The organism is Brucella sp. GW823-FHT04E01, from assembly GCF_058796175.1.
The window spans coordinates 1,072,927-1,091,978 of the sequence record NZ_JBXAIK010000001.1 but is presented as its reverse complement, the minus strand read 5'-3'; the positions used below and the strand labels follow the sequence as shown (position 1 = coordinate 1,091,978).

Sequence of the window (19,052 nt, the reverse complement as noted above, 5' to 3'; positions counted from 1 at the left end):
AATCCTGCCCCCGCAACCAAATTCCCACAAAAATACACGAAATCTCTCAAGCATAACCGATGTTCGTATCTTTGCGAGCTGGCTCCGGCTTCTCGCAGAAGATCGTTCGACCTAATATCGATGCACGGAAGCGAGTTCTATACGCACGCACCGCAGCGCGCTCATAACCCCAAGGGTGGGCAGCAAAAAGAAACGATCCAGCGTAACAATCCCCCGACAAACGCAACCAGGCACCAGCCCAAAACCAAATCAAAACCCGCCACAACGCGGGCTTTTTTTTGACCAAAGCAGCCGGGGCAGCTGCAAAACTTCCCCGTCCCGATCATAACGACAAACTGACCCGTTTAAGCTATCAAACAGCCTCGTTATCAAAGGAAGACAATCGTGAACCTCGATCGCTCCGCGCTGGCTGATCTCAACATATTCGTGACAATCGTACGCCGCAAAAGCATGAAACTGGCCGCAATCGAGCTCGGCGTAACAACCTCCGCTGTCAGTCATCGTATGAAAAAACTGGAGGCGGATTTGGGTGTGCGATTGCTCAACCGTACCAGCCGCTCCCTCACGCCGACCGAAGCCGGTGCGGCACTCGCGACACAACTTGAAAACGGACTGCGGACGATAGGGGAAGCCTTGGAAGCTCTGACCAGTCAGCGCGACTTTCCATCGGGGCGCATAAGGCTCAACGCGCTGCGTGATGCCGCACGACTGATCATCGCGCCCATCTTACCGCGCTATACGCAAACCTATCCCGACATGCATCTCGACATCACTATAGATGACCAGATGGTTGATATCGTCGCTGAGGGTTTCGATGCGGGGATCCGTTATGGCGACCGGGTGCCGCAGGACATGATCGGCGTTGCGCTAACCGGGCCTTTGCAATGGATTGTGGTTGGTTCTCCGGTTTTGATATCGAGGGCAGGGTGCCCCGAAACGCCGGACGATCTGCTCCGCTTGCCGTGTATAGAGACGAGGCTCGGAGACAATTCCCGATATGCATGGGAATTGGGGAACGGTGCTTCCTTGCGCCGAGTCGATGTGAAAGGACCGATTTGCGCCAATGAAACCGAACAGGCTGTGGAAGCCGCTTTGGGCGGGATCGGCTTTGCCTATTGTCTGGAGCCATTGGTCAAGAACTATCTGGACGCAGGTACACTTGAAGCCGTGCTACCGGACTGGGCTTCCGAAGGTCCGCCCCTGACCATGTATTATCCAAGCAGACGACAGGTTCCATCTGGTTTGCGGCGGCTGATTGATCTCATCCGCGAAGACCAGGGCCTCGCGAAATTGGTGGTCGCTGAGGAAGTCGGATCACGTTAAGAGCCGTTGTTGATTATTCGTCATTCTTTCGTTGAGTAACATTCAGCAGATTAGCATTGCCTCGACTCCCCTTCGGGATCAAATATGCGTCACACCTGTTATGCATGGGATCGGCGCTGTCTTCCATGCGTGGTCAAACCATTTCACTCATGGAGATGCGTTATGCATTATTCTGCAGCGGCTGATCGCTATCAGTCAGATATGCTCTATCGCCGCACCGGTCGGAGCGGCATCGACCTGCCAGCGATATCGCTTGGCCTCTGGCACAATTTCGGTGGCCGGGATGTCTACGAAAACGGTCGCGCGATTCTCCGTCGCGCCTTCGATCTGGGCGTGACCCATTTCGATCTAGCGAACAATTATGGCCCGCCTCCCGGATCTGCCGAAGAAAACTTCGGTCGCATCATGGCCAGCGATTTCCGGCCTTATCGCGATGAGATGATTATCTCATCGAAAGCCGGTTGGGACATGTGGCCGGGGCCTTATGGTGGCATTGGCGGCAGCCGCAAATATCTGATTGCCAGTCTCGACCAGTCGCTGCAGCGGATGGGACTCGATTATGTCGACATCTTCTATTCGCACCGTGTCGATGCCACGACGCCTCTGGAAGAGACGATGGGAGCGCTCGCGCATCTGCATCGCCAGGGCAAGGCGCTCTATGTCGGTATTTCGAGCTATTCGCCGGAACTGACGCTGAAGGCGGCGGCGATCCTGAAGGAAGAGCGCGTGCCGCTTTTCATTCACCAGCCGAATTATAACATGTTCAACCGCTGGATCGAGAATGGGCTTCTCGATACGCTGGATGAGCTGGGCGCCGGTTGCATCGTGTTTTCGCCGCTGGCTCAGGGTTTGCTGACATCGCGCTATCTGAACGGCATTCCGGAAGGTGCGCGGGCGAATCAGGGCGGCTCCCTGAAAGCCAGCGCAGAGAACGAAGAACTGCTGGGGCGCATCCGGGCATTGAACGTCATTGCGGAGCGTCGTGGACAGACTTTGGCCCAGATGGCAATTGCGTGGACGCTTCGCGATCCGCGCGTGACCTCTTCGCTCATCGGGGCAAGCTCGGTCGCGCAGCTTGAAAACTCTTTGGGTGCTCTGAAGGGACTGGAATTCAGTGCCGAGGAACTGGCTGAAATTGACCAGTATGCGCATGATGGCGGAACCGACTGGTGGAAGAGCTCGACTTCGCTTTGAGCGTCAAGTTTAACGAACAAAATGATAAAAGGCCGTACGCTTTGCGTGCGGCCTTTTTGCTGGAGCGCATCCCGAAAAGTGTGAAACGGTTTTCGGGATGCGCTCCAAAACAAATATTGAGAGCGCCGATCTGATTCAATCAGATCGAAATGCGCTCTAGGATTAAGATGCGGCGAAAGCAATTCACGTGGCGAGATGAAATTGCTATAGGCGAGAGGGGTTCACGGCTGGCGCACGATCCCGCGCCAAGTCTGGCCTTCGGGGGAAGTATATTCGAGAAGATGTCGCTGCGGTCTATTAAGGGCAGTTTGAAATATCCGCTGATCCGTGCGGGGCTGGAGGCTATTGCCTTTTCCGGTGCGTCGGCGCTTTTCCCTTCTGCCGGTGGGCGCGGTGTCGTCTTCACGATGCATCACGTCAAACCGGAAGGTGCGACAGATCGGTCAGACCCCAACGCCATTCTTTCGATTACGCCGCAAACGCTTGAAATGGCGATAGAAGCGGCATTGGAAGCGGGCCTTGTGCCGGTGCATTTGCATGACTTGCCGAGGCTGCTTTCCGAACAAGGCAGCACCCGGAAATATGTCGCCTTCACGCTGGACGATGGTTATCGGAACAATGCAGACTTCGCGGCCCCTGTGTTTGCCAGATACAGCATTCCCTACACGATTTTCATCACGACGGGTTTCGTGGAACGCAAGCGATCCATGTGGTGGCGGACCATTGCGGCTCTGGTGACGGAGGCCGACAGTTTCCAGTTCGACTTTGGCGGCGGTGTTCTCGATGTGCGCGCAGCAACTCCGGCCCAGAAATCAGCGGCCTTTGCCCAGCTTGTGCAGTTCATGCAGTGTTTCGATGAAGACGAGGCAGTAGCCCGCATAGACGCAGCTGCACAAACGGTCGGGATCGACGCAATTTCGCTTGTCGATGAATCGGTGATGAACCCATCGGAATTGCGCGCTCTTGCGCTCGATCCGCTTGTGCATCTTGGCGCGCACACTGTCACTCATGTCAATTTACGTCGTGTCGACGACGAAAGACTGGCCAAGGAAATCGCTGACTCGACCGAATCAGTAGAACGCTATGCTGGTTACAGGCCGCGATCCTTTGCCTATCCATATGGATGGAAGGCGGCCGTTGGCGAACGCGAGATCAGGGCGGTTTCAGAAGGCGGGTTCGATGTGGGCGTGACCACCCAGCCTGGTGTGCTGCAGCAAACAGGTGTGATGCCAGCTGCAGCGATTCCGCGTATTTCACTCAACGGCTATTTTCAGAAGAAACGCTATATAAAGGTGCTTGTTTCAGGCCTGCCATTCAAGCTGCTCTAGCAATGGTACACTTCCAGAAACATTGCCCTGAAACACGAAAGGCCGCCTGTCGGCAGCCTTCGTAAAACCTGATCTGAAGAAAAACTGGAGCGGGCGAAGGGATTCGAACCCTCGACCCCAACCTTGGCAAGGTTGTGCTCTACCCCTGAGCTACACCCGCTCGCGCCAGTCATTCCGGAAACCGTTCGTTTCCGTCAGGCAGGCGCTATATGGACCAACGCTCCGGAGATTGCAACAGGGAAATTTGCTTCTTTGTGCAAGATATTTTCCGGTTCCCTCCAAAGCTGTGGATGAAGTCAACGCCCGAGGCGTGTGACGCTGATCAGCGAGGCAAACAGTGCGAAGCCGGATGCGAAGAAGAGAATATAGGGTGTTCCTTCCACTCCCCATTGCGACAGCAGAAAGGCGACGAAAGCCGCCCCCAGCGATTGGCCGAGAAGGCGCGCCGTGCCCAGCATGCCGCTTGCGGCACCGCTGCGTGAGCGCGGCGTCGAGGTAATCATCATGCGATTGTTCGGTGCCTGAAAGAGGCCGAAACCAATTCCGCAAATTGCCATGCGCCAGCATATATCCGGGATCGATGGATGTTCCGGCAACATGCCCACCAGAGCAAGGCCGATGGCGAATATGATGAGCCCAAGCAGGCCCAGAATCGCCGGTGAGTGTTTGTCGGACAGTTTGCCCGAAAGCGGCGCGACGATGGCAAGCGCAATGGGCCAGGGCATCATCAGGAAACCAACCTCGATCGGCCTGAAGCCAAAGACGACCTGAAAGAGGAACGGCAGCGAGATGAACGCCATCATCTGCGCCAGAAACGACATGATCGAAGTGCAGATGGAAAGCGTAAAGACGGGAATGCGCAAGAGGTCGAGCGGCAGCAGCGGATCGGCCATGCGCAGCGACCGCCGTGTGAGGAGAACAGCCGCGGTTACGCAGCCCACCGCCTGCAACAGCACGACGAAGGACCCGATTTCGTTGCCTGCACTGTCGATGGTTGTGACCAGAAGGCCGAAGGTGAGCGCTGACAGGATGGCGCTGACCACGTCGAATTTGCGTGCGGAGTGCTCATTCTCGGGCAGGCTTTTGAGGCCCATCACGACGGCAGCAATGCCGAGTGGAATATTGATGACGAAAAGCCACGGCCAGCTCAGGGACGATAGCATGACACCGGCAAGCGTCGGCCCGATGGTCGACGAAACGGCGACGAAGAGTGCATTGAGGCCGATGGCTGTACCGAATTTCGCCTGCGGCACCGTATAGCGCAAAAGGGCGGTGTTGACGCTCATCAGGCCTGCTGCACCCAGTCCCTGTATGATGCGGGCGAAAGTGAGTGCTTCCAGTGAGCGTGAGAAAACGCAGGCGACGGAAGCGACGGTAAACAATGCCACGCCGCCAAGATAGACACGCCTGTAGCCATAGATTTCACCAAGTGCTGCCAACGGAAGCAGGGTGACCACAATTGCAAGCTGATAGCCGTTGACGATCCAGATCGAGGCAGCAGGACCAGCCGAAAAATCGGCGGCAATCGTCGGGAGGGCGACATTTGCGATAGTGCCATCGATGACGGCAAGCGTCAGACCCACCATCAGGGTTGCCCATGCCCAATAGATTCTCGGCTTAGGCAAACCGTCCGGAGCGACGGACGTGCCTTGATGGATCGCGGTTTCGTGCTTCATATTATGACCAGTATTCGGATTAATATGGCTGGCGCTTCCATGTTCGCCGGAACCGCTTCAAATGCCAAAAATAAAAACAGGTTTCCTGTAACCTTAACCCTATTGGGAAGGTCGGCAAGTTATCTAGCCGAAAATTGCCGGACGAAAACTGTTTTCGGGCCATAAACTGGCCGAGTAACGCTATTGTGTGCCACTTTCCGCCTGAACCGGCAGTTTCATGACATGCGCATACTTGTGCGGATTGAAGCTCAGATAGAGCGGGCAGATGCTCGCGACCAGAACGAGGTGCATGATCCAGCCGGAAGCAAACGAACCGGTCAGGCCATGCAGGAAAGCGGTCGCGACGGGACCGAGAGCCGCGATCAGAAAGCCACCGCCCTGCATCATGGCAGCCAGTGCGCCTGCTTCTTCCGGTTTGGGCAGGTGATCGAGTGATGTAATCATGGCGAGTGCGAAGCTGCCGCCGAGACCTGCGCCGCAGATCGCAGACCAGAAGAAAGGCGAAAGCTGGGGTGCCAAGGCAAGGCCTGCGAAGCCAATTGCCTGCATAGCCAATGTCAACAGCAGCCACGGGCGGCGGTCGGTACTGTGGCGCGCGACGAGCGGCAGTCCGAAAGCCGCTAGCGCCTGTGCAACAGCCATCACCGCGACGAGATTGCCGGTGGTGGAGGCAGCAAGCCCTAGCGATTGATAATAGGGCGCGAGCCAGGCGACCATGGACGAGTAGCCCGCATTGACGAGACCGAAAGCAGCCATCAGCACCCAGGTGCGAGGGCGCCGCAGCAGGTGCCCGGTTATTCCGGATTTTTTGCCCGGCGATGACGTTTCGCGGAGAATGGGCAGTGCCGTCAGCAAAGCCAGGAAGGCGGGGATTGCAAGGACGGCAAGGGCGAAGCGCCAGTTATGCTGGCTGCCCGCAAGCCATGGCGTCAGCCGCGCGCCGAGAGCGCCGCCGCCCATTATCATGGCAGAATAGAGCCCGGTTACGGTGGCGATGCTTGACGGGAAATTGGCTTTGATGAGGCCGGGCATCAAAGCTTGAATCATTGCAACGCCAGCACCGCACAGTACGGCGGTCAACACCAGCGAAACCCCATTCGGTACAAAGCCGCGCAGGAGGGAGCCTGCCGCAAGAATGGCAAGTGCTGCGAACATGCTGCGCCGGGTGCCGAACAGCGACTGGATACGCGGAGCCGCAAAAGCGCCAAGCCCCATCAGCATCATTGGCAGGAAGGTGAGCAGGGATAACCCACCGAAACCCATACCGGTATCGGCTGCGATATTCGAAAGTACCGGCCCCGGTGCGGTCAGGAATGGACGCAGGTTGAGGCCGATCAGGACGACGAGCGTGATGAGGGCGAGACTTGCTGTGTTCTTGCTGCCGGTCGCCGGATGGATGGTAGTCTGCATGTTTCAGGCGCCAGTCTTCTTCTTGCTTTCCCATACTTGATAGAGTTCAGGATCGTTTTCCGGCGGGGAATGTTCGAAACTGATGCCTGTCTGTGCGCTGAGAGGCTTGGCGAGTTCAACGGCGATTTTCGCGGTCGAAAGGCCGAAGGGTTCGGCCTGCTCATTGGAATAGGCGAAGCGGATTTTTTTGACACCGGCCATGCGCATCGCGGCAAAGCACATGGGGCAGGGCTGGCCGCTGGCATAGACTTCACAGCCGTCGAGCCGTGGCGATTGCAACGTCTTGCCCGCCGCGCGCAGTGCCAGCAATTCGGCATGGGCGGTCGGATCGCAATCGGCCTGCATGCGATTGACGCCTGTGGCGATGACCTTGCCGCCCTTGACGACCACGGCTCCGAACGGACGTCCGCCTTGTTCGACATTGTCGAAGGCGAGCTTTATGGCCTGATCGAGATATGTGCTGTCGCTGCTCATTTCGCGCCAGCCTTCTCCAGCAGGGCCACCATCGGCGCATAGCCGCGGCTGCGGGCATGCTGAAGCGGCGTGACGCCGTCATTATCTGCCAGATTGACGTCGGCCCCGGCATCTATGAGGAGCTTCACAATATCGATATGACGCTGGCCGCCGTCGCCGAGCATGATGGCTTCGAGGAGTGCCGTCCAGCCAAGATTGTTGACGTGATCGACCTTGACGCCAGCCTCGATCAGCGTGCGTACCGTTTCGACATGTCCGCGTTCGGAGGCGGGAATGAGTGCGGTTCCGCCATAGCGATTGGTGCTCTTCAGGTCAGCACCGTGCGCAAGCGTCATCTTGAGAATTTCGAGGTGTCCGCGTGCGCCCGCATAAAGATAGGGGCTGTCCTTGATGGCATCCTTGGCATTGACGTCGGCGCCAGCATCAATGAGCGCACGGGCGACATCGACGTGATTGGCATGGGTTGCCGCCAGAAGTGCCGTCTCGCCATTCTTGCCCCGCGCTTCGAGGTCTGTTCCGGCCTTGATGGCTGCATTGACCGCCGCCAGATCGCCAGCCGCTGCGGCCTGAAGAAGAGACGTTTCGGCTTGGGCTTGGGCTGCGGCGTGGTGGCCCGGCAATGTCGGTTCGGTCATAACTATCGTCCCTGCAATCAATGCCAAGGCACTCAAGCTGAATATTGTTTGACGCATCGGCTGGTTCTCCTGCTTGTTGCGTTCATACAAGCAGGGTGTCATATTTGGAAATTAAATGTTGAACTGATATCCAGTGGGCTTATGAATACTTCTTTCAATCTCGATCTTTTGCGGGCCTTTGTGGCCGTTGTCGACAGCCGTAGTTTTACGGCTGCGGCCTTGCAGCTGCACTCGACCCAATCGACCATAAGCCAGAAGATCATACGGCTGGAGGAAGCTGTTGGACAGGCGCTTCTGGAACGTGCCCGGCATGATGTGCGCCCGACGGATGCAGGCGAAAAGCTGCTGGGCTATGCGCGCCGTATCCTGCACTTGCATGACGAGGCGGCAGCCGCGATGACCGGCACAGCACTTGCTGCCGTGTTCCGCCTCGGCCTGCCGGAAGATTTCGCCTCACGGCTGGTTACGCCTGCGCTGGCGCGTTTCATGCGCGCACATCCGAACACGAAACTTGAGGTGACGAGCGGGCTCAGCCGTGACTTGCAGAAAGGTTTCGAGACCGGTGAGTTTGACCTTGTCATGGTGAAACAAAAACGTGGCGAAACGGTTGGGACCATGCACTGGTCGGAGCCGCTGTCCTGGCTCGATAGTGCCGATTTTCCCGTTTCCCATGTTGATCCGCTGCCGCTCGTAGTGTTCCCGCCGAACGGGCTTTATCGCAGCGACATGATGGAGGCTCTCGATCGGGTGGGCAGGCGCTGGCATGTGGTTTTCACCAGCTCCAGTCTGGCGAGTATTCAAAGTGCGGTCGCCGAGGGGCTGGGTGTCAGCCTGCTGCCGACGCGTGTTGCGCTTCCCGGTCATCAGGTGGTGCCTGCCGCAGCAGGATTGCCGTCCGTCGAGCCGATGGAAATCGTCATCCGGCACATGGACAACGGCCCCGACCAGATCCGTCAGCTTGCAGAAATGCTGGCGGAGATTGTCGGAGACTGAGAAGGTCTCAGACAGGCCGCCGACCCGTGCTCTCCCTCGACAATTGCTTGCTCTGATTGATTGTATCGTTTCGAGTGTATTTCACGAAATTTCCGGTCTTTCATTCTCTGTTTAATTTCTGAAAAGCACATCCGTTTTCAGATTGACTGATTTTGTATCCAGGATATTGTGTCCAGAAAAGTTGGGAGGCTTTTCTATTGGCGGCTTTTGAATGGCGCAGTCAGACCCGTTTGCTGGACGAAGTGGCAGAGGCACTTCGTGAGCGAATCTATGCTGGTGACTATGCGCCGGGCGCGATACTCAGGCAGGAACATATAGCGGCTGAGTTCGGCATCAGCCGGACGCCCTTGCGTGAAGCCTTGCGCGTTCTGGAGCGTGATGGGCTCGTCATTCACCTGCCAGGTCGGGGGGTGCGTGTCGCTTCCGCCGATCTCACCCGTCTGATCGATGCTTATGCCGTGCGCGAAGTGCTGGACGGTGTGGCTGCGCGCTTTGCCGCCGAACGGGCGAGCGATGCGGATATTGCAAAACTGCGTGCGCATGTTGCTGGACAGGGCACGGTCGTCGATCCGTGGGACCCGAAAGCCTATACCCAGTCAAATGTCGATTTTCATATGGCGGTGATGAACACGGCGGGCAACGCTTCGCTGATCGCCTTCGTGCCGCTTCTGCGGATGACATCGCAGGTTTTTGCGCCTTCGTTCTCGTTGTCCGTTGACAGGGCGCGCGATGCGATCCGCGAACATGGAGCCATTGTCGAAGCCATCGCTTCGCGCGATGGGGAGGAAGCCGAGCGGCTGGCGCGGGCGCATATTCGCGCCACAACCGCGAGACTGGAGGCGGAAATGCCTCTTCGGGAGAATGAAAATGAAACATGAGAACAAGACGGGAGGAGCCGGCTTGCTCCGTTATGGCAATTTCATCGCAGGCGAATGGCAGGATGCCGTTGGCGGCGAGCATATCACGCTCCGAAATCCTTCCGACGGCAGCGATCTTGCGCTGATTGCGCGGGGCACCAAGGCCGATATCGATCAGGCCGTGGCGGTAGCTCGCAAGGCGCTTTCCGGCGACTGGGGCAAGCTGACCGCGACCGAGCGTGGCCGTGTGCTGCACCACATTTCGGATGAAGTGCTAAAGAATATCGATCTTCTGACTGATCTGGAATCGAAAGATGTCGGCAAGCCGGTCACTCAGGCTCGCGCCGATGTGGTTGCACTGGCGCGTTATCTCGAGTTTTATGGCGCTTCCGCTGACAAAGTGCATGGCGACACGCTGCCTTATCAGAACGGTTTTACGGTTCTGTCGATCTATGAGCCGCACGGCGTTACGGGCCACATCATTCCGTGGAACTATCCGATGCAGATTCTGGGCCGCAGCCTCGGCGCAGCGCTGGCCATGGGCAATGCAGCCGTGGTCAAACCTGCTGAAGAAGCCTGCCTGACCATCTTGGAATTTGCAAAAATTGCCGAAAAGGCCGGTCTGCCGAAGGGCGCGCTCAATGTGGTGACTGGACTTGGTGCGGAAGCGGGTGCGGCGCTCTCCGAACATCCAGACGTCAATCACATCTCGTTTACGGGGTCGGTGCGCACGGGTGAAGCGGTGCAGGCTGCGGCTGCGAAGAACACCGTGCCGGTGACGCTGGAACTCGGCGGAAAATCGCCGCAGATCGTTTTCGCTGATGCCGATCTCGACCGCGCTTTGCCGTTTTTGGTCAATGCGGGAATTCAGAATGCCGGTCAGACCTGCTCGGCGTCGTCCCGCATTCTGGTTGAGCGTAGCATTTATGAGGAAGTCGTCGCCCGCATGAGCGAGCGTTATCGCACATTGAAGGTTGGCCCGGCCAGTGCCGATCTGTCTGTTGGCCCAGTGGTGTCGCAGCGCCAGAAGGCGATTGTTGACGGCTATCTGGATCTTGCGAAAGAGAGCGGTCTGGCGATTGCTGCGCAAGGCGTTTTGGCAGAAGACGCGCCGGAAGGCGGGGCCTATGTGTTGCCGACGCTGATCCGCGACGTGCCTGCCGATCATCGTCTGGCGCAGGAAGAAATCTTTGGTCCGGTGCAGGTCATTCTGCCTTTCGACACTGAAGAAGAAGCCATCGCGATTGCCAATGGCACGTCCTATGGCCTCGTCTGCGGCATCTGGACCAATGATGGCGGGCGTCAGTTCCGCCTGGCGCGGGCCATCCATTCCGGGCAGGTCTTCATCAATAATTATGGTGCTGGCGGCGGTATCGAACTGCCGTTCGGCGGCGTGAAGAAATCCGGTCATGGCCGCGAAAAGGGTTTTGAGGCGCTTTATGGATTTGCCTCGCTGAAGACCATCTCGGTCTGGCACGGCTGAAATAGCATTTTCAGGGAAAGTGGGAACCGGTTTCCCGTCTGAAAATGCGATGAAAATAGCATTCGGGAGAAACATAGTGTCGCTTGAAGGTAAGGTCGCGCTCATCACGGGAGCAGGTTCGGGGTTTGGCGAAGGCATGGCAAAGCGCTTCGCTGATGGCGGCGCGAAGGTCGTCATCGTCGACCGCGACAAGGCAGGCGCTGAGCGCGTCGCAGGCGAAATCGGTGACGCGGCACTCGCCGTTGCTGCCGATATTTCCAGGGAAGCCGATGTCGATGCCGCAGTGGAAGCCGCTCTGTCGAAATTCGGCAAGGTGGATATTCTGATTAACAATGCCGGTATCGGCCATAAACCGCAAAATGCCGAACTGGTTGAGCCGGAAGAATTCGACCGCATTCTCGGCGTCAATGTGCGCGGTGTCTATCTGATGACGCGCAAGCTCATCCCGCATTTCAAGGGCAATGGAGAGGGCGTTATCTTGAACGTCGCTTCGACCGGTGCGGGACGTCCGCGTCCCAATCTCGCCTGGTACAATGCCACCAAGGGCTGGGTCGTTTCCGTGACCAAGGCGCTGGCTATCGAGCTTGCTCCAGCGAAGATTCGCGTGGTTGCACTGAACCCTGTTGCCGGTGAAACGCCGCTTCTCACCACATTCATGGGCGAGGACACCGAGGAAATCCGCAAGAAGTTCCGCGATTCCATCCCGATGGGCCGCCTGTTGAAACCCGACGATCTGGCTGAAGCAGCGGCTTTCCTTTGCTCGCCTGCTGCCTCTATGATTACCGGGGTTGCGCTCGACGTGGATGGCGGGCGTTCGATTTAAAAGTTGGAGGGATAGGGGAACCCATGGGTAATTTACTGAAAGCCGGTCTTATAACGGCTACAATGCTGGCATCGATCAACGGTGCCTTCGCGAAGGATACGCTGGTGGTCGGCGAAGTGCTGGAGCCGCCGGGTCTGGACCCGACCGCCAATGCCGCTGCTGGTATCCGGCAGGTTACCTATGCCAACCTCTATGAAGGTCTTGTGCGCATTGTCGAGGATGGCACGGTGAAGCCGCTTCTGGCTGAAAGCTGGACCGTCTCCGACGACAAGAAAACCTATACATTCAAGCTGCATCAGGGCGTGAAGTTTCATGACGGCACGCCGTTTGACTGCTCGGTGGTGAAGTTCTCCTATGAACGCGCAGTGGCTCCGGATTCGACCAATGCGCAAAAGGGTCTTTTTGAGCCAATTGCGAGCACGGAATGTCCTGATCCCGCGACCGCCGTTGTGACGCTGAAGCGCCCGACCTCAAACTTCCTGTTCAATATGGGCTGGGGTGATGCGGTCATGGTCGCGCCGAATTCGGCTGGCGACAACAAGACCAAGCCTGTGGGCACGGGTCCGTTCAAGTTCAAGCGCTGGGTGCAGGGCGACCGGGTCGAGCTGGAGCGCAACCCGGATTATTGGGGGGAGCCTGCAAAGCTTTCCGCCGTCACGTTCCGCTTCGTCAGCGATCCGTCGGCTGCTGCTGCTGCTATCCTTGCCGGTGACATCGACGTGTTCCCGATGTTTCAGGCACCGGAGCTGATCAGCCGCTTCAAGAGCGACGACAAGCTGCAGGTCGAAGTGGGCGATACGGCAGGCAAGGTTCTGCTGTCGCTCAACAATGCCAAGGCGCCTTTCGATAATCTGAAGGTGCGTCAGGCACTGGCCCATGCCATCGATAGCAAGGCGCTGATCGAAGGTGTTTATTCGGGTTTCGGTACGCCCATCGGCTCGCATTATGCGCCGGTCGATCCGGGCTATATCGATCTGTCGGAAACCTATCCGTATGATCCGGCCAAGGCGAAGCAATTGCTGGAAGAAGCTGGCGTTCCGGCTGGCACCTCGATCACCATCACGCTTCCGCCTCCGGCCTATGCGCGCCGCGGCGGCGAGATCATTGCAGCGATGCTGGCGGAAGTCGGCATTCAGGCCAATCTCGTACCGATCGAGTTTGCCCAATGGCTGGATCAGGTGTTCAAGCGCTCGGATTTCGACGCGACGATCATCGCGCACACCGAAGCGCGTGATCTCGATATCTATGCCCGCGACAAATACTACTTCAACTATAACAACCCGGAATATAAGGCGCTCTACAAGGCCTATGCCGAGGCTGGAAGCGATGAAGAGCAGCTCGAACTCGTGAAGAAGCTGCAGGAAAAACTTGCTGCCGACGAGCCGAACATCTTCCTCTATGCGCTGCCGAAAATCGGTGTGTGGAACAAGAATGTGAAGGGTCTGTGGAAGAACATGCCAATCCCGGCTGACGACCTGACACAAGCCTATTGGGCTGAATAACTAGCTTGCCCCGTCGTATGTCCGGCGGGGCGGTTTTACGCGAATGGCCGCGCACCCCATAAAGATAAGGGGAGGGCGTGCGGCGAGTTGGAATGTGGAAAGCGGATATCCGTCTTTTCAAGGAGGTCGCTTTGCTGGCTTATATATCCGGGCGATTGGTTTCGCTTCTGCTTACGACGCTTGCGGCTTCCGTCATCGTCTTTCTGCTGATGCAGGTGCTACCGGGGGATCCGGCGGCGGTTATCCTCGGCATCAATGCGCAGCCTGAAACGCTGGCAGCACTTCACAAGCAGCTCGGCCTCGATCAGCCGCTGTGGTGGCGCTATCTTTCGTGGATTGGCGGTTTTCTGAAAGGTGATTTCGGCACGAGCTACACCTATTCTGTGCCGATCAGCGAATTGCTCGGACCGCGCATCATGGTCACGCTGCCGCTGGCGCTTTTGTCGATGGTTCTGTCGGTCGCGGTCGCCATTCCGGTCGGCGTCTATGCTGCTTCCAAGCGCGGCAGGACCGGCGATGTGCTCTCCATGGGCGTGGCGCAGGTTGGTGTCGCAATCCCGAATTTTTGGCTCGGTCTGCTTTTGATCCTGCTCTTCGCCTTGCAGCTCGGCTGGTTTCCTGCATCTGGCTTTGCGGGTTGGGAAGGCGGCTTCTGGAATGGCATCCGTTCGCTGTTCCTGCCGGCGCTGGCGCTGGCGCTGCCGCTTGCCGCCATTCTGGCCCGCGTCACCCGCTCCGCCGTCATCGAAACTCTGGGTGAGGATTTCGTGCGGACTGCGCGTGCCAAGGGCCTGACACGCAACGCCGCACTCTGGCGTCATGCGGTGCCCAATGCGCTGATCCCGGTTGTCACCATCATCGGCCTGCAATTCTCCTTTCTGCTGGCGGGAACCATCATCATCGAAAACGTCTTCAATCTGCCCGGTCTTGGTCGGCTGGTGTTTCAAGCCATCGCGCAGCGCGATCTCGTCACCGTGCAGTCACTGGTGACGCTGCTTGCCGCTTCCGTGATCGCGGTCAATTTCATTGTCGATCTTGTCTATGGCTTCATCGATCCGCGCCTTTCGACAGGAGGCAGCCGATGAGTGAAGCGCAAGCTCTTCCGAAACCGGGTGTGTTCAAAACAGTGCTGCTGAGCCGCAGCCTGGCTGTCGGTACACTGATCACGGTCATCCTCGTCGCGATGGCCGTTATCTCCTATGTCTGGACGCCCTATTCGCCGACCGCCATGAACTTCCGTGACAAGTTGCAAGGTCCGAGTTTCAGCCATCTGTTCGGCACGGATAATTTCGGGCGCGACGTGTTTTCCATGATTATGGTCGGCGCGCGCAACTCCATCGCCGTTTCCATCATTGCCGTGCTCGTTGGTGCCGGTATCGGGATCCCGCTTGGTGCCTTCGCGGCTGCACGCGGCGGCATGGTGGACGGCTTTGTCATGCGCATGACCGATCTGGCCTTTGCATTTCCGGCACTTCTTACCGCCGTCATCATCACCGCAATTTTCGGGCCCGGTGCCGTCAATGCCATGATCGCCATCGGCATTTTCAATATCCCGGTGTTTGCGCGTGTCACGCGTGGCGCATCACTGGGCCTGTGGAAGCGCGAATATGTGCAGGCTGCGCGTTGCGCCGGGCGTGGCGATGTCTCGATCACGCTTTTGCATGTGCTGCCCAATATCAACCATGTGCTGATCGTGCAGGCGACGATCCAGTTCGCACTCGCCATCGTTGCCGAGGCGGGCCTTTCCTATGTCGGGCTTGGCACCCAGCCGCCGATGCCAAGCTGGGGCAAGATGCTCAACGATGCACAGACCTTTATCTACGACGCGCCATGGCTCGCCATTTTCCCCGGCCTTGCCATCACGCTCGCCGTGCTCGGTCTCAACATGCTGGGCGATGGATTGCGCGATGTGCTTGATCCGCGCGTCAGGAGGCAGAGATGACAACACCTTTGCTTGAAATGGACAATATGTCCGTTGAATTGCCTATTGGCCTCAAGGTCGCGGATATCGTGTCCGATATCACGTTGACGCTCAATCGCGGTGAACGCCTTGGCGTGGTGGGTGAGTCCGGCAGCGGCAAGTCGATCACTGCCCTTGCCGCCATGGGCCTGCTGCCGGACCGTATGCGCGTGCGCGGCACGTTGCGTTTTGACGGTGAGGATCTGGCAAACAAGCCGGAGGCGGAACTGTGCAGGATGCGCGGGCGGCGCATGGCGATGATCTTTCAGGAACCGATGACGGCGCTCAATCCGGTCAAGACCATAGGCGCACAGATTGCCGAAGGTCGCCGTCTGCATTTGGGCGAAAGCCGGGCCGATGCGGAGCGCAAGGCGCGCGAGTTGCTTGATCGCGTGGGGCTGCCTGCGCCGCGCTTCAATCTCGATCTTTACCCGCACCAGCTTTCCGGCGGGCAACGCCAGCGCGTGATGATTGCCATGGCTATCGCTTGTGAGCCTGATTTGCTGATCGCCGATGAGCCGACCACCGCGCTCGATGTGACTGTGCAGGCGCAAATTCTCGATCTCATGGATGAGCTGATCGACGAAACCGGCACGGCCCTGATGCTGATCACCCATGATCTTGGCGTGGTGTCAGAAATGACCGACCGTATTGCAGTCATGTATGCGGGCCGCATCGTCGAGACCGGGCGCACGGAAGCGGTGTTCCATCGCATGGCGCATCCTTATGCAAGGGGGCTGTTTCAGGCTTCTCCACATGGGGCGGCACTTGTACGCAGTCACGGCACGGGACGCCAGCGCCTTGCTGCCATTCCCGGCGTTGTGCCGGACCCGCTGGCGCGTCCGCCCTATTGCACCTTTGCCGACCGCTGCGCCTTCGTGCAGGACGATTGCCGAAGGGCGATACCGGGGCTGGATTTCATCGCCGAGAATGACGGCATCGCGCATCGCGCCGCCTGTATTCACCCGCGAGACGGCGAGGTGGTGTTATGAGCAACATGATTTTGCAGGTGCGCGATGTGGTGCGCGAATATCAATTGCCGCGGGCATCCTTCTTTTCACGAACGAGCGCGTTGCGCGTGCTGCATGGTGTGAATGTGGAGATCGAGGCCGGCCAAAGCCTTGGCATTGTCGGTGAAAGTGGTTCCGGAAAATCCACGCTGGCTCGCGCCGTGATGGGGTTGGAACGCCCGCAATCGGGACAGATTCTTATCAACGGGCAGGATATCTACGCGCTGGATCGCTCGGGCCTGCGTGAAGCGCGCAAAGGCTTTCAGGCGATTTTTCAGGACCCTTACGGCTCGCTTGATCCGCGTCATACGGTGAAGCGGATTATTTCCGAGCCGATTGTGTCGCTGGAAAGCGGCACCAGTTCCAAGGACCGCGACGACCGCGTGGCTGAAGTGCTGGAAGCCGTGGGCCTCCCAAAAGCATCGGCGGAAAAATATCCGCATGAGTTTTCCGGTGGGCAGCGCCAGCGTATTGCCATTGCGCGCGCCCTGATCACCAAACCGGCGCTGATCGTCGCGGACGAGCCGGTTTCGGCGCTCGACGTTTCCATTCAGGCGCAGGTGTTGAACCTGATGATGGACCTGCAGGAGAAGTTCGGCCTCTCCTATCTCTTTATCAGCCATGATCTTGGTGTCGTGCGCGCCATCACCGACCGTGTTGCCGTGATCTATCGCGGCAATATTGTCGAGCAGGGGCCAACGAATGAGGTCTTCGACAATCCGCGGCATGATTATACGCGTGCGCTGGTTGATGCCGTGCCAAAACCGTTTTCGGGGCGCCGCAAGCGCGTGCGACGCCCAAGCTCCATACTGAAATTGCCTGAGTGATTTGAGGAAATATCCAATGTCGAATCTAGCCGATTTGTCAGCCGTTGAACTCGTGTCCGCCTATAAGGCGAAGTCGCTTTCGCCGGTCGAGGTCACGGAAGCCGTGATCACGCGCATCGAAGCCTATGAGCCGAAGCTCAATGCACTCTGGGCTTACGATCCGGATGCGGCGCGGGTTTCGGCAAAGGCTTCCGAAGCACGCTGGGGGAAGGGTGAACCTGCCGGTCCCATCGATGGTGTGCCGCTGACGATCAAGGAAAATATCGCGACGGAAGGGACCGCCGTTCCGCTTGGCTGCGCGGCACTGCCGCTGAAGCCTGCCGTCGCCGATGCCCCGCCTGCTGCGCGCACCCGCGAGGCTGGCGGCGTGCTGCTCGCCAAGACGACCATGCCCGATCTCGGCATGTTGTCTTCAGGCCTGTCGAGCTTCCACAAGCTCGCGCGCAATCCGTGGGATTTGAACACCAATCCGGGTGGATCGAGTGCTGGTGCGGGCAGCGCCGGTGCCGCCGGTTACGGCCCCTTGCATATCGGCACCGACATTGGCGGCTCCATTCGCCTGCCTGCCGGCTGGTGCGGTCTCGTCGGTCTGAAGCCGTCCTTCGGGCGTATCCCGATCGATCCGGCATTTCTGGGGCGTGTCGCAGGCCCGATGACGCGCACGGTCGCCGACAGCGCGCTCTATATGTCGGTTCTGTCGAGACCGGATCGCCGCGACGGCATGAGCCTGCCCCAGCAGGATATCGACTGGATGAACCTCGGTATCGACGTCAAGGGCTTGAAGATCGGCCTTTGGCTGGATGCCGGTTTTGGCGAAGAAGTTGGCGAAGAAACGAAAGCTGCCGTGGAAGCTGCGGCAAAGCTTTTCGCTGATGCAGGCGCGATCATCGAACCGGTTGCGCCATTCCTGAACCGCACCATGATCGATGGTCTGGATCGTTTCTGGCGCGCACGTTCCTGGTCGGACATCAAAAAGATGACGCCGGAAAACCGTGCGAAAATACTGCCTTATATCTATCAGTGGACCGAGAGGGCGGAAGGGCTTTCCGGCGAGGAAGTCTATCTCGGCTTTGCGCAGATGGACGCCATGCGCAATGCGGCGCTTGCCGCTTCCAAGGGGTTCGATTTCATCATTTCGCCGACTGCTCCAATGCCGACCTATCCGGCGGAATGGGCCTCTCCGGTCAATGATCCGCAACGTCCGTTCGAGCACATCGCCTTCACCGTTGCGATGAACATGTCGGAACAACCCGCGATCTCGATCAATTGCGGTTACACGTCGACAGGACTACCCATCGGCCTGCAGATTTTCGGCCAGCGCTTCGACGATCTCGGCGTGCTGCGGTTGGCAAAGGCTTATGAAGAGATGCGGCCCGTGCAGAAGCCATGGCCAGTCCTCTAGATTCCGCCTCTGGCTACCTGCAAATGGTGTCGCTCTACGCTTCCGGTGCTCATGTACGTTAAGTACACTCCGCTCCGGTTCTCGAGTGCCACCATTTTCGGCTACCCATAGACGGAATCAGTCGCGCCGTAACAAAAAGGCCGTATCTGCGGCCT

The 19,052-nt window shown here is 58.2% G+C and carries 17 protein-coding genes and 1 tRNA gene; 13 read left to right on the top strand and 5 right to left on the bottom strand.

Annotation, left to right across the window (positions count from 1 at the left end):
• The first annotated feature begins 384 nt into the window (after positions 1 to 384).
• The 3 genes from AC1RHM_RS05395 (at position 385) to AC1RHM_RS05385 (ending at position 3,845) form a co-directional block, all read left to right on the top strand.
• Positions 385 to 1,323, top strand: a complete 939-nt coding sequence (locus tag AC1RHM_RS05395) for a LysR family transcriptional regulator (protein WP_151576224.1) — start codon at positions 385 to 387, stop codon at positions 1,321 to 1,323.
• A gap of 162 nt (positions 1,324 to 1,485) precedes the next feature.
• Positions 1,486 to 2,517, top strand: coding sequence for an L-glyceraldehyde 3-phosphate reductase (gene mgrA / locus AC1RHM_RS05390; RefSeq protein ID WP_010659356.1), 1,032 nt, complete (start codon positions 1,486 to 1,488; stop codon positions 2,515 to 2,517).
• A gap of 281 nt (positions 2,518 to 2,798) precedes the next feature.
• Positions 2,799 to 3,845, top strand: coding sequence for a polysaccharide deacetylase family protein (locus AC1RHM_RS05385; protein WP_010659357.1), 1,047 nt, complete (start codon positions 2,799 to 2,801; stop codon positions 3,843 to 3,845).
• Between the two features lie 85 nt (positions 3,846 to 3,930).
• On the opposite strand, the gene AC1RHM_RS05380 is transcribed toward AC1RHM_RS05385, so the two are convergent.
• From AC1RHM_RS05380 to AC1RHM_RS05360, 5 genes are all read right to left on the bottom strand, one after another.
• A tRNA-Gly gene (locus AC1RHM_RS05380) sits at positions 3,931 to 4,005 on the bottom strand.
• 136 nt (positions 4,006 to 4,141) lie between these two features.
• Positions 4,142 to 5,521 carry an MFS transporter gene (locus AC1RHM_RS05375; RefSeq protein WP_010659358.1) on the bottom strand — a complete coding sequence of 460 codons (1,380 nt, stop codon included), beginning with the start codon at positions 5,519 to 5,521 and terminating at the stop codon, positions 4,142 to 4,144.
• Positions 5,522 to 5,701: 180 nt separating this feature from the next.
• On the bottom strand, positions 5,702 to 6,931 hold the full coding sequence (locus tag AC1RHM_RS05370; protein ID WP_010659359.1) for a cyanate transporter: 1,230 nt from the start codon (positions 6,929 to 6,931) through the stop codon (positions 5,702 to 5,704).
• 3 nt (positions 6,932 to 6,934) lie between these two features.
• On the bottom strand, positions 6,935 to 7,405 hold the full coding sequence (locus tag AC1RHM_RS05365; RefSeq protein ID WP_010659360.1) for a nucleoside deaminase: 471 nt from the start codon (positions 7,403 to 7,405) through the stop codon (positions 6,935 to 6,937).
• On the bottom strand, positions 7,402 to 8,040 hold the full coding sequence (locus AC1RHM_RS05360) for an ankyrin repeat domain-containing protein (protein ID WP_050897438.1): 639 nt from the start codon (positions 8,038 to 8,040) through the stop codon (positions 7,402 to 7,404). Before AC1RHM_RS05360 ends, AC1RHM_RS05365 begins: the two co-directional genes overlap by 4 nt.
• Before the next feature lie 141 nt (positions 8,041 to 8,181).
• Here AC1RHM_RS05360 and AC1RHM_RS05355 point away from each other — a divergent pair, with 141 nt between their 5' ends.
• The 10 genes from AC1RHM_RS05355 to AC1RHM_RS05310 all read left to right on the top strand — a co-directional run bounded on the left by AC1RHM_RS05355 (position 8,182) and on the right by AC1RHM_RS05310 (position 18,897).
• The gene (locus AC1RHM_RS05355; protein WP_010659362.1) at positions 8,182 to 9,033 is read left to right on the top strand and encodes a LysR family transcriptional regulator; all 852 of its coding nucleotides are present in this window, start codon (positions 8,182 to 8,184) and stop codon (positions 9,031 to 9,033) included.
• 197 nt (positions 9,034 to 9,230) lie between these two features.
• Positions 9,231 to 9,911 (top strand): GntR family transcriptional regulator, encoded by a 681-nt coding sequence (locus AC1RHM_RS05350; protein WP_010659363.1) that lies wholly within the window; start codon positions 9,231 to 9,233, stop codon positions 9,909 to 9,911.
• Positions 9,901 to 11,373 carry an aldehyde dehydrogenase family protein gene (locus tag AC1RHM_RS05345; protein ID WP_010659364.1) on the top strand — a complete coding sequence of 491 codons (1,473 nt, stop codon included), beginning with the start codon at positions 9,901 to 9,903 and terminating at the stop codon, positions 11,371 to 11,373. The genes AC1RHM_RS05350 and AC1RHM_RS05345 overlap by 11 nt, the downstream gene beginning before the upstream one ends.
• Positions 11,374 to 11,449: 76 nt before the next feature.
• The gene (locus AC1RHM_RS05340) at positions 11,450 to 12,196 is read left to right on the top strand and encodes a glucose 1-dehydrogenase (protein WP_010659365.1); all 747 of its coding nucleotides are present in this window, start codon (positions 11,450 to 11,452) and stop codon (positions 12,194 to 12,196) included.
• A gap of 23 nt (positions 12,197 to 12,219) precedes the next feature.
• Positions 12,220 to 13,698 (top strand): ABC transporter substrate-binding protein, encoded by a 1,479-nt coding sequence (locus AC1RHM_RS05335; protein ID WP_010659366.1) that lies wholly within the window; start codon positions 12,220 to 12,222, stop codon positions 13,696 to 13,698.
• A 131-nt stretch (positions 13,699 to 13,829) separates the two neighbouring features.
• Entirely contained in the window at positions 13,830 to 14,783 is a 954-nt protein-coding gene (locus AC1RHM_RS05330) for an ABC transporter permease (RefSeq protein ID WP_010659367.1), read from the top strand.
• Positions 14,780 to 15,640, top strand: coding sequence for an ABC transporter permease (locus AC1RHM_RS05325; protein ID WP_010659368.1), 861 nt, complete (start codon positions 14,780 to 14,782; stop codon positions 15,638 to 15,640). Before AC1RHM_RS05330 ends, AC1RHM_RS05325 begins: the two co-directional genes overlap by 4 nt.
• On the top strand, positions 15,637 to 16,650 hold the full coding sequence (locus AC1RHM_RS05320) for an ABC transporter ATP-binding protein (protein ID WP_010659369.1): 1,014 nt from the start codon (positions 15,637 to 15,639) through the stop codon (positions 16,648 to 16,650). The genes AC1RHM_RS05325 and AC1RHM_RS05320 overlap by 4 nt, the downstream gene beginning before the upstream one ends.
• Complete coding sequence (locus AC1RHM_RS05315; protein ID WP_010659370.1) at positions 16,647 to 17,495, top strand: ATP-binding cassette domain-containing protein; 849 nt, start codon at positions 16,647 to 16,649, stop codon at positions 17,493 to 17,495. Before AC1RHM_RS05320 ends, AC1RHM_RS05315 begins: the two co-directional genes overlap by 4 nt.
• 16 nt (positions 17,496 to 17,511) lie before the next feature.
• Positions 17,512 to 18,897 carry an amidase gene (locus tag AC1RHM_RS05310; protein WP_010659371.1) on the top strand — a complete coding sequence of 462 codons (1,386 nt, stop codon included), beginning with the start codon at positions 17,512 to 17,514 and terminating at the stop codon, positions 18,895 to 18,897.
• Positions 18,898 to 19,052: the final 155 nt, after the last annotated feature.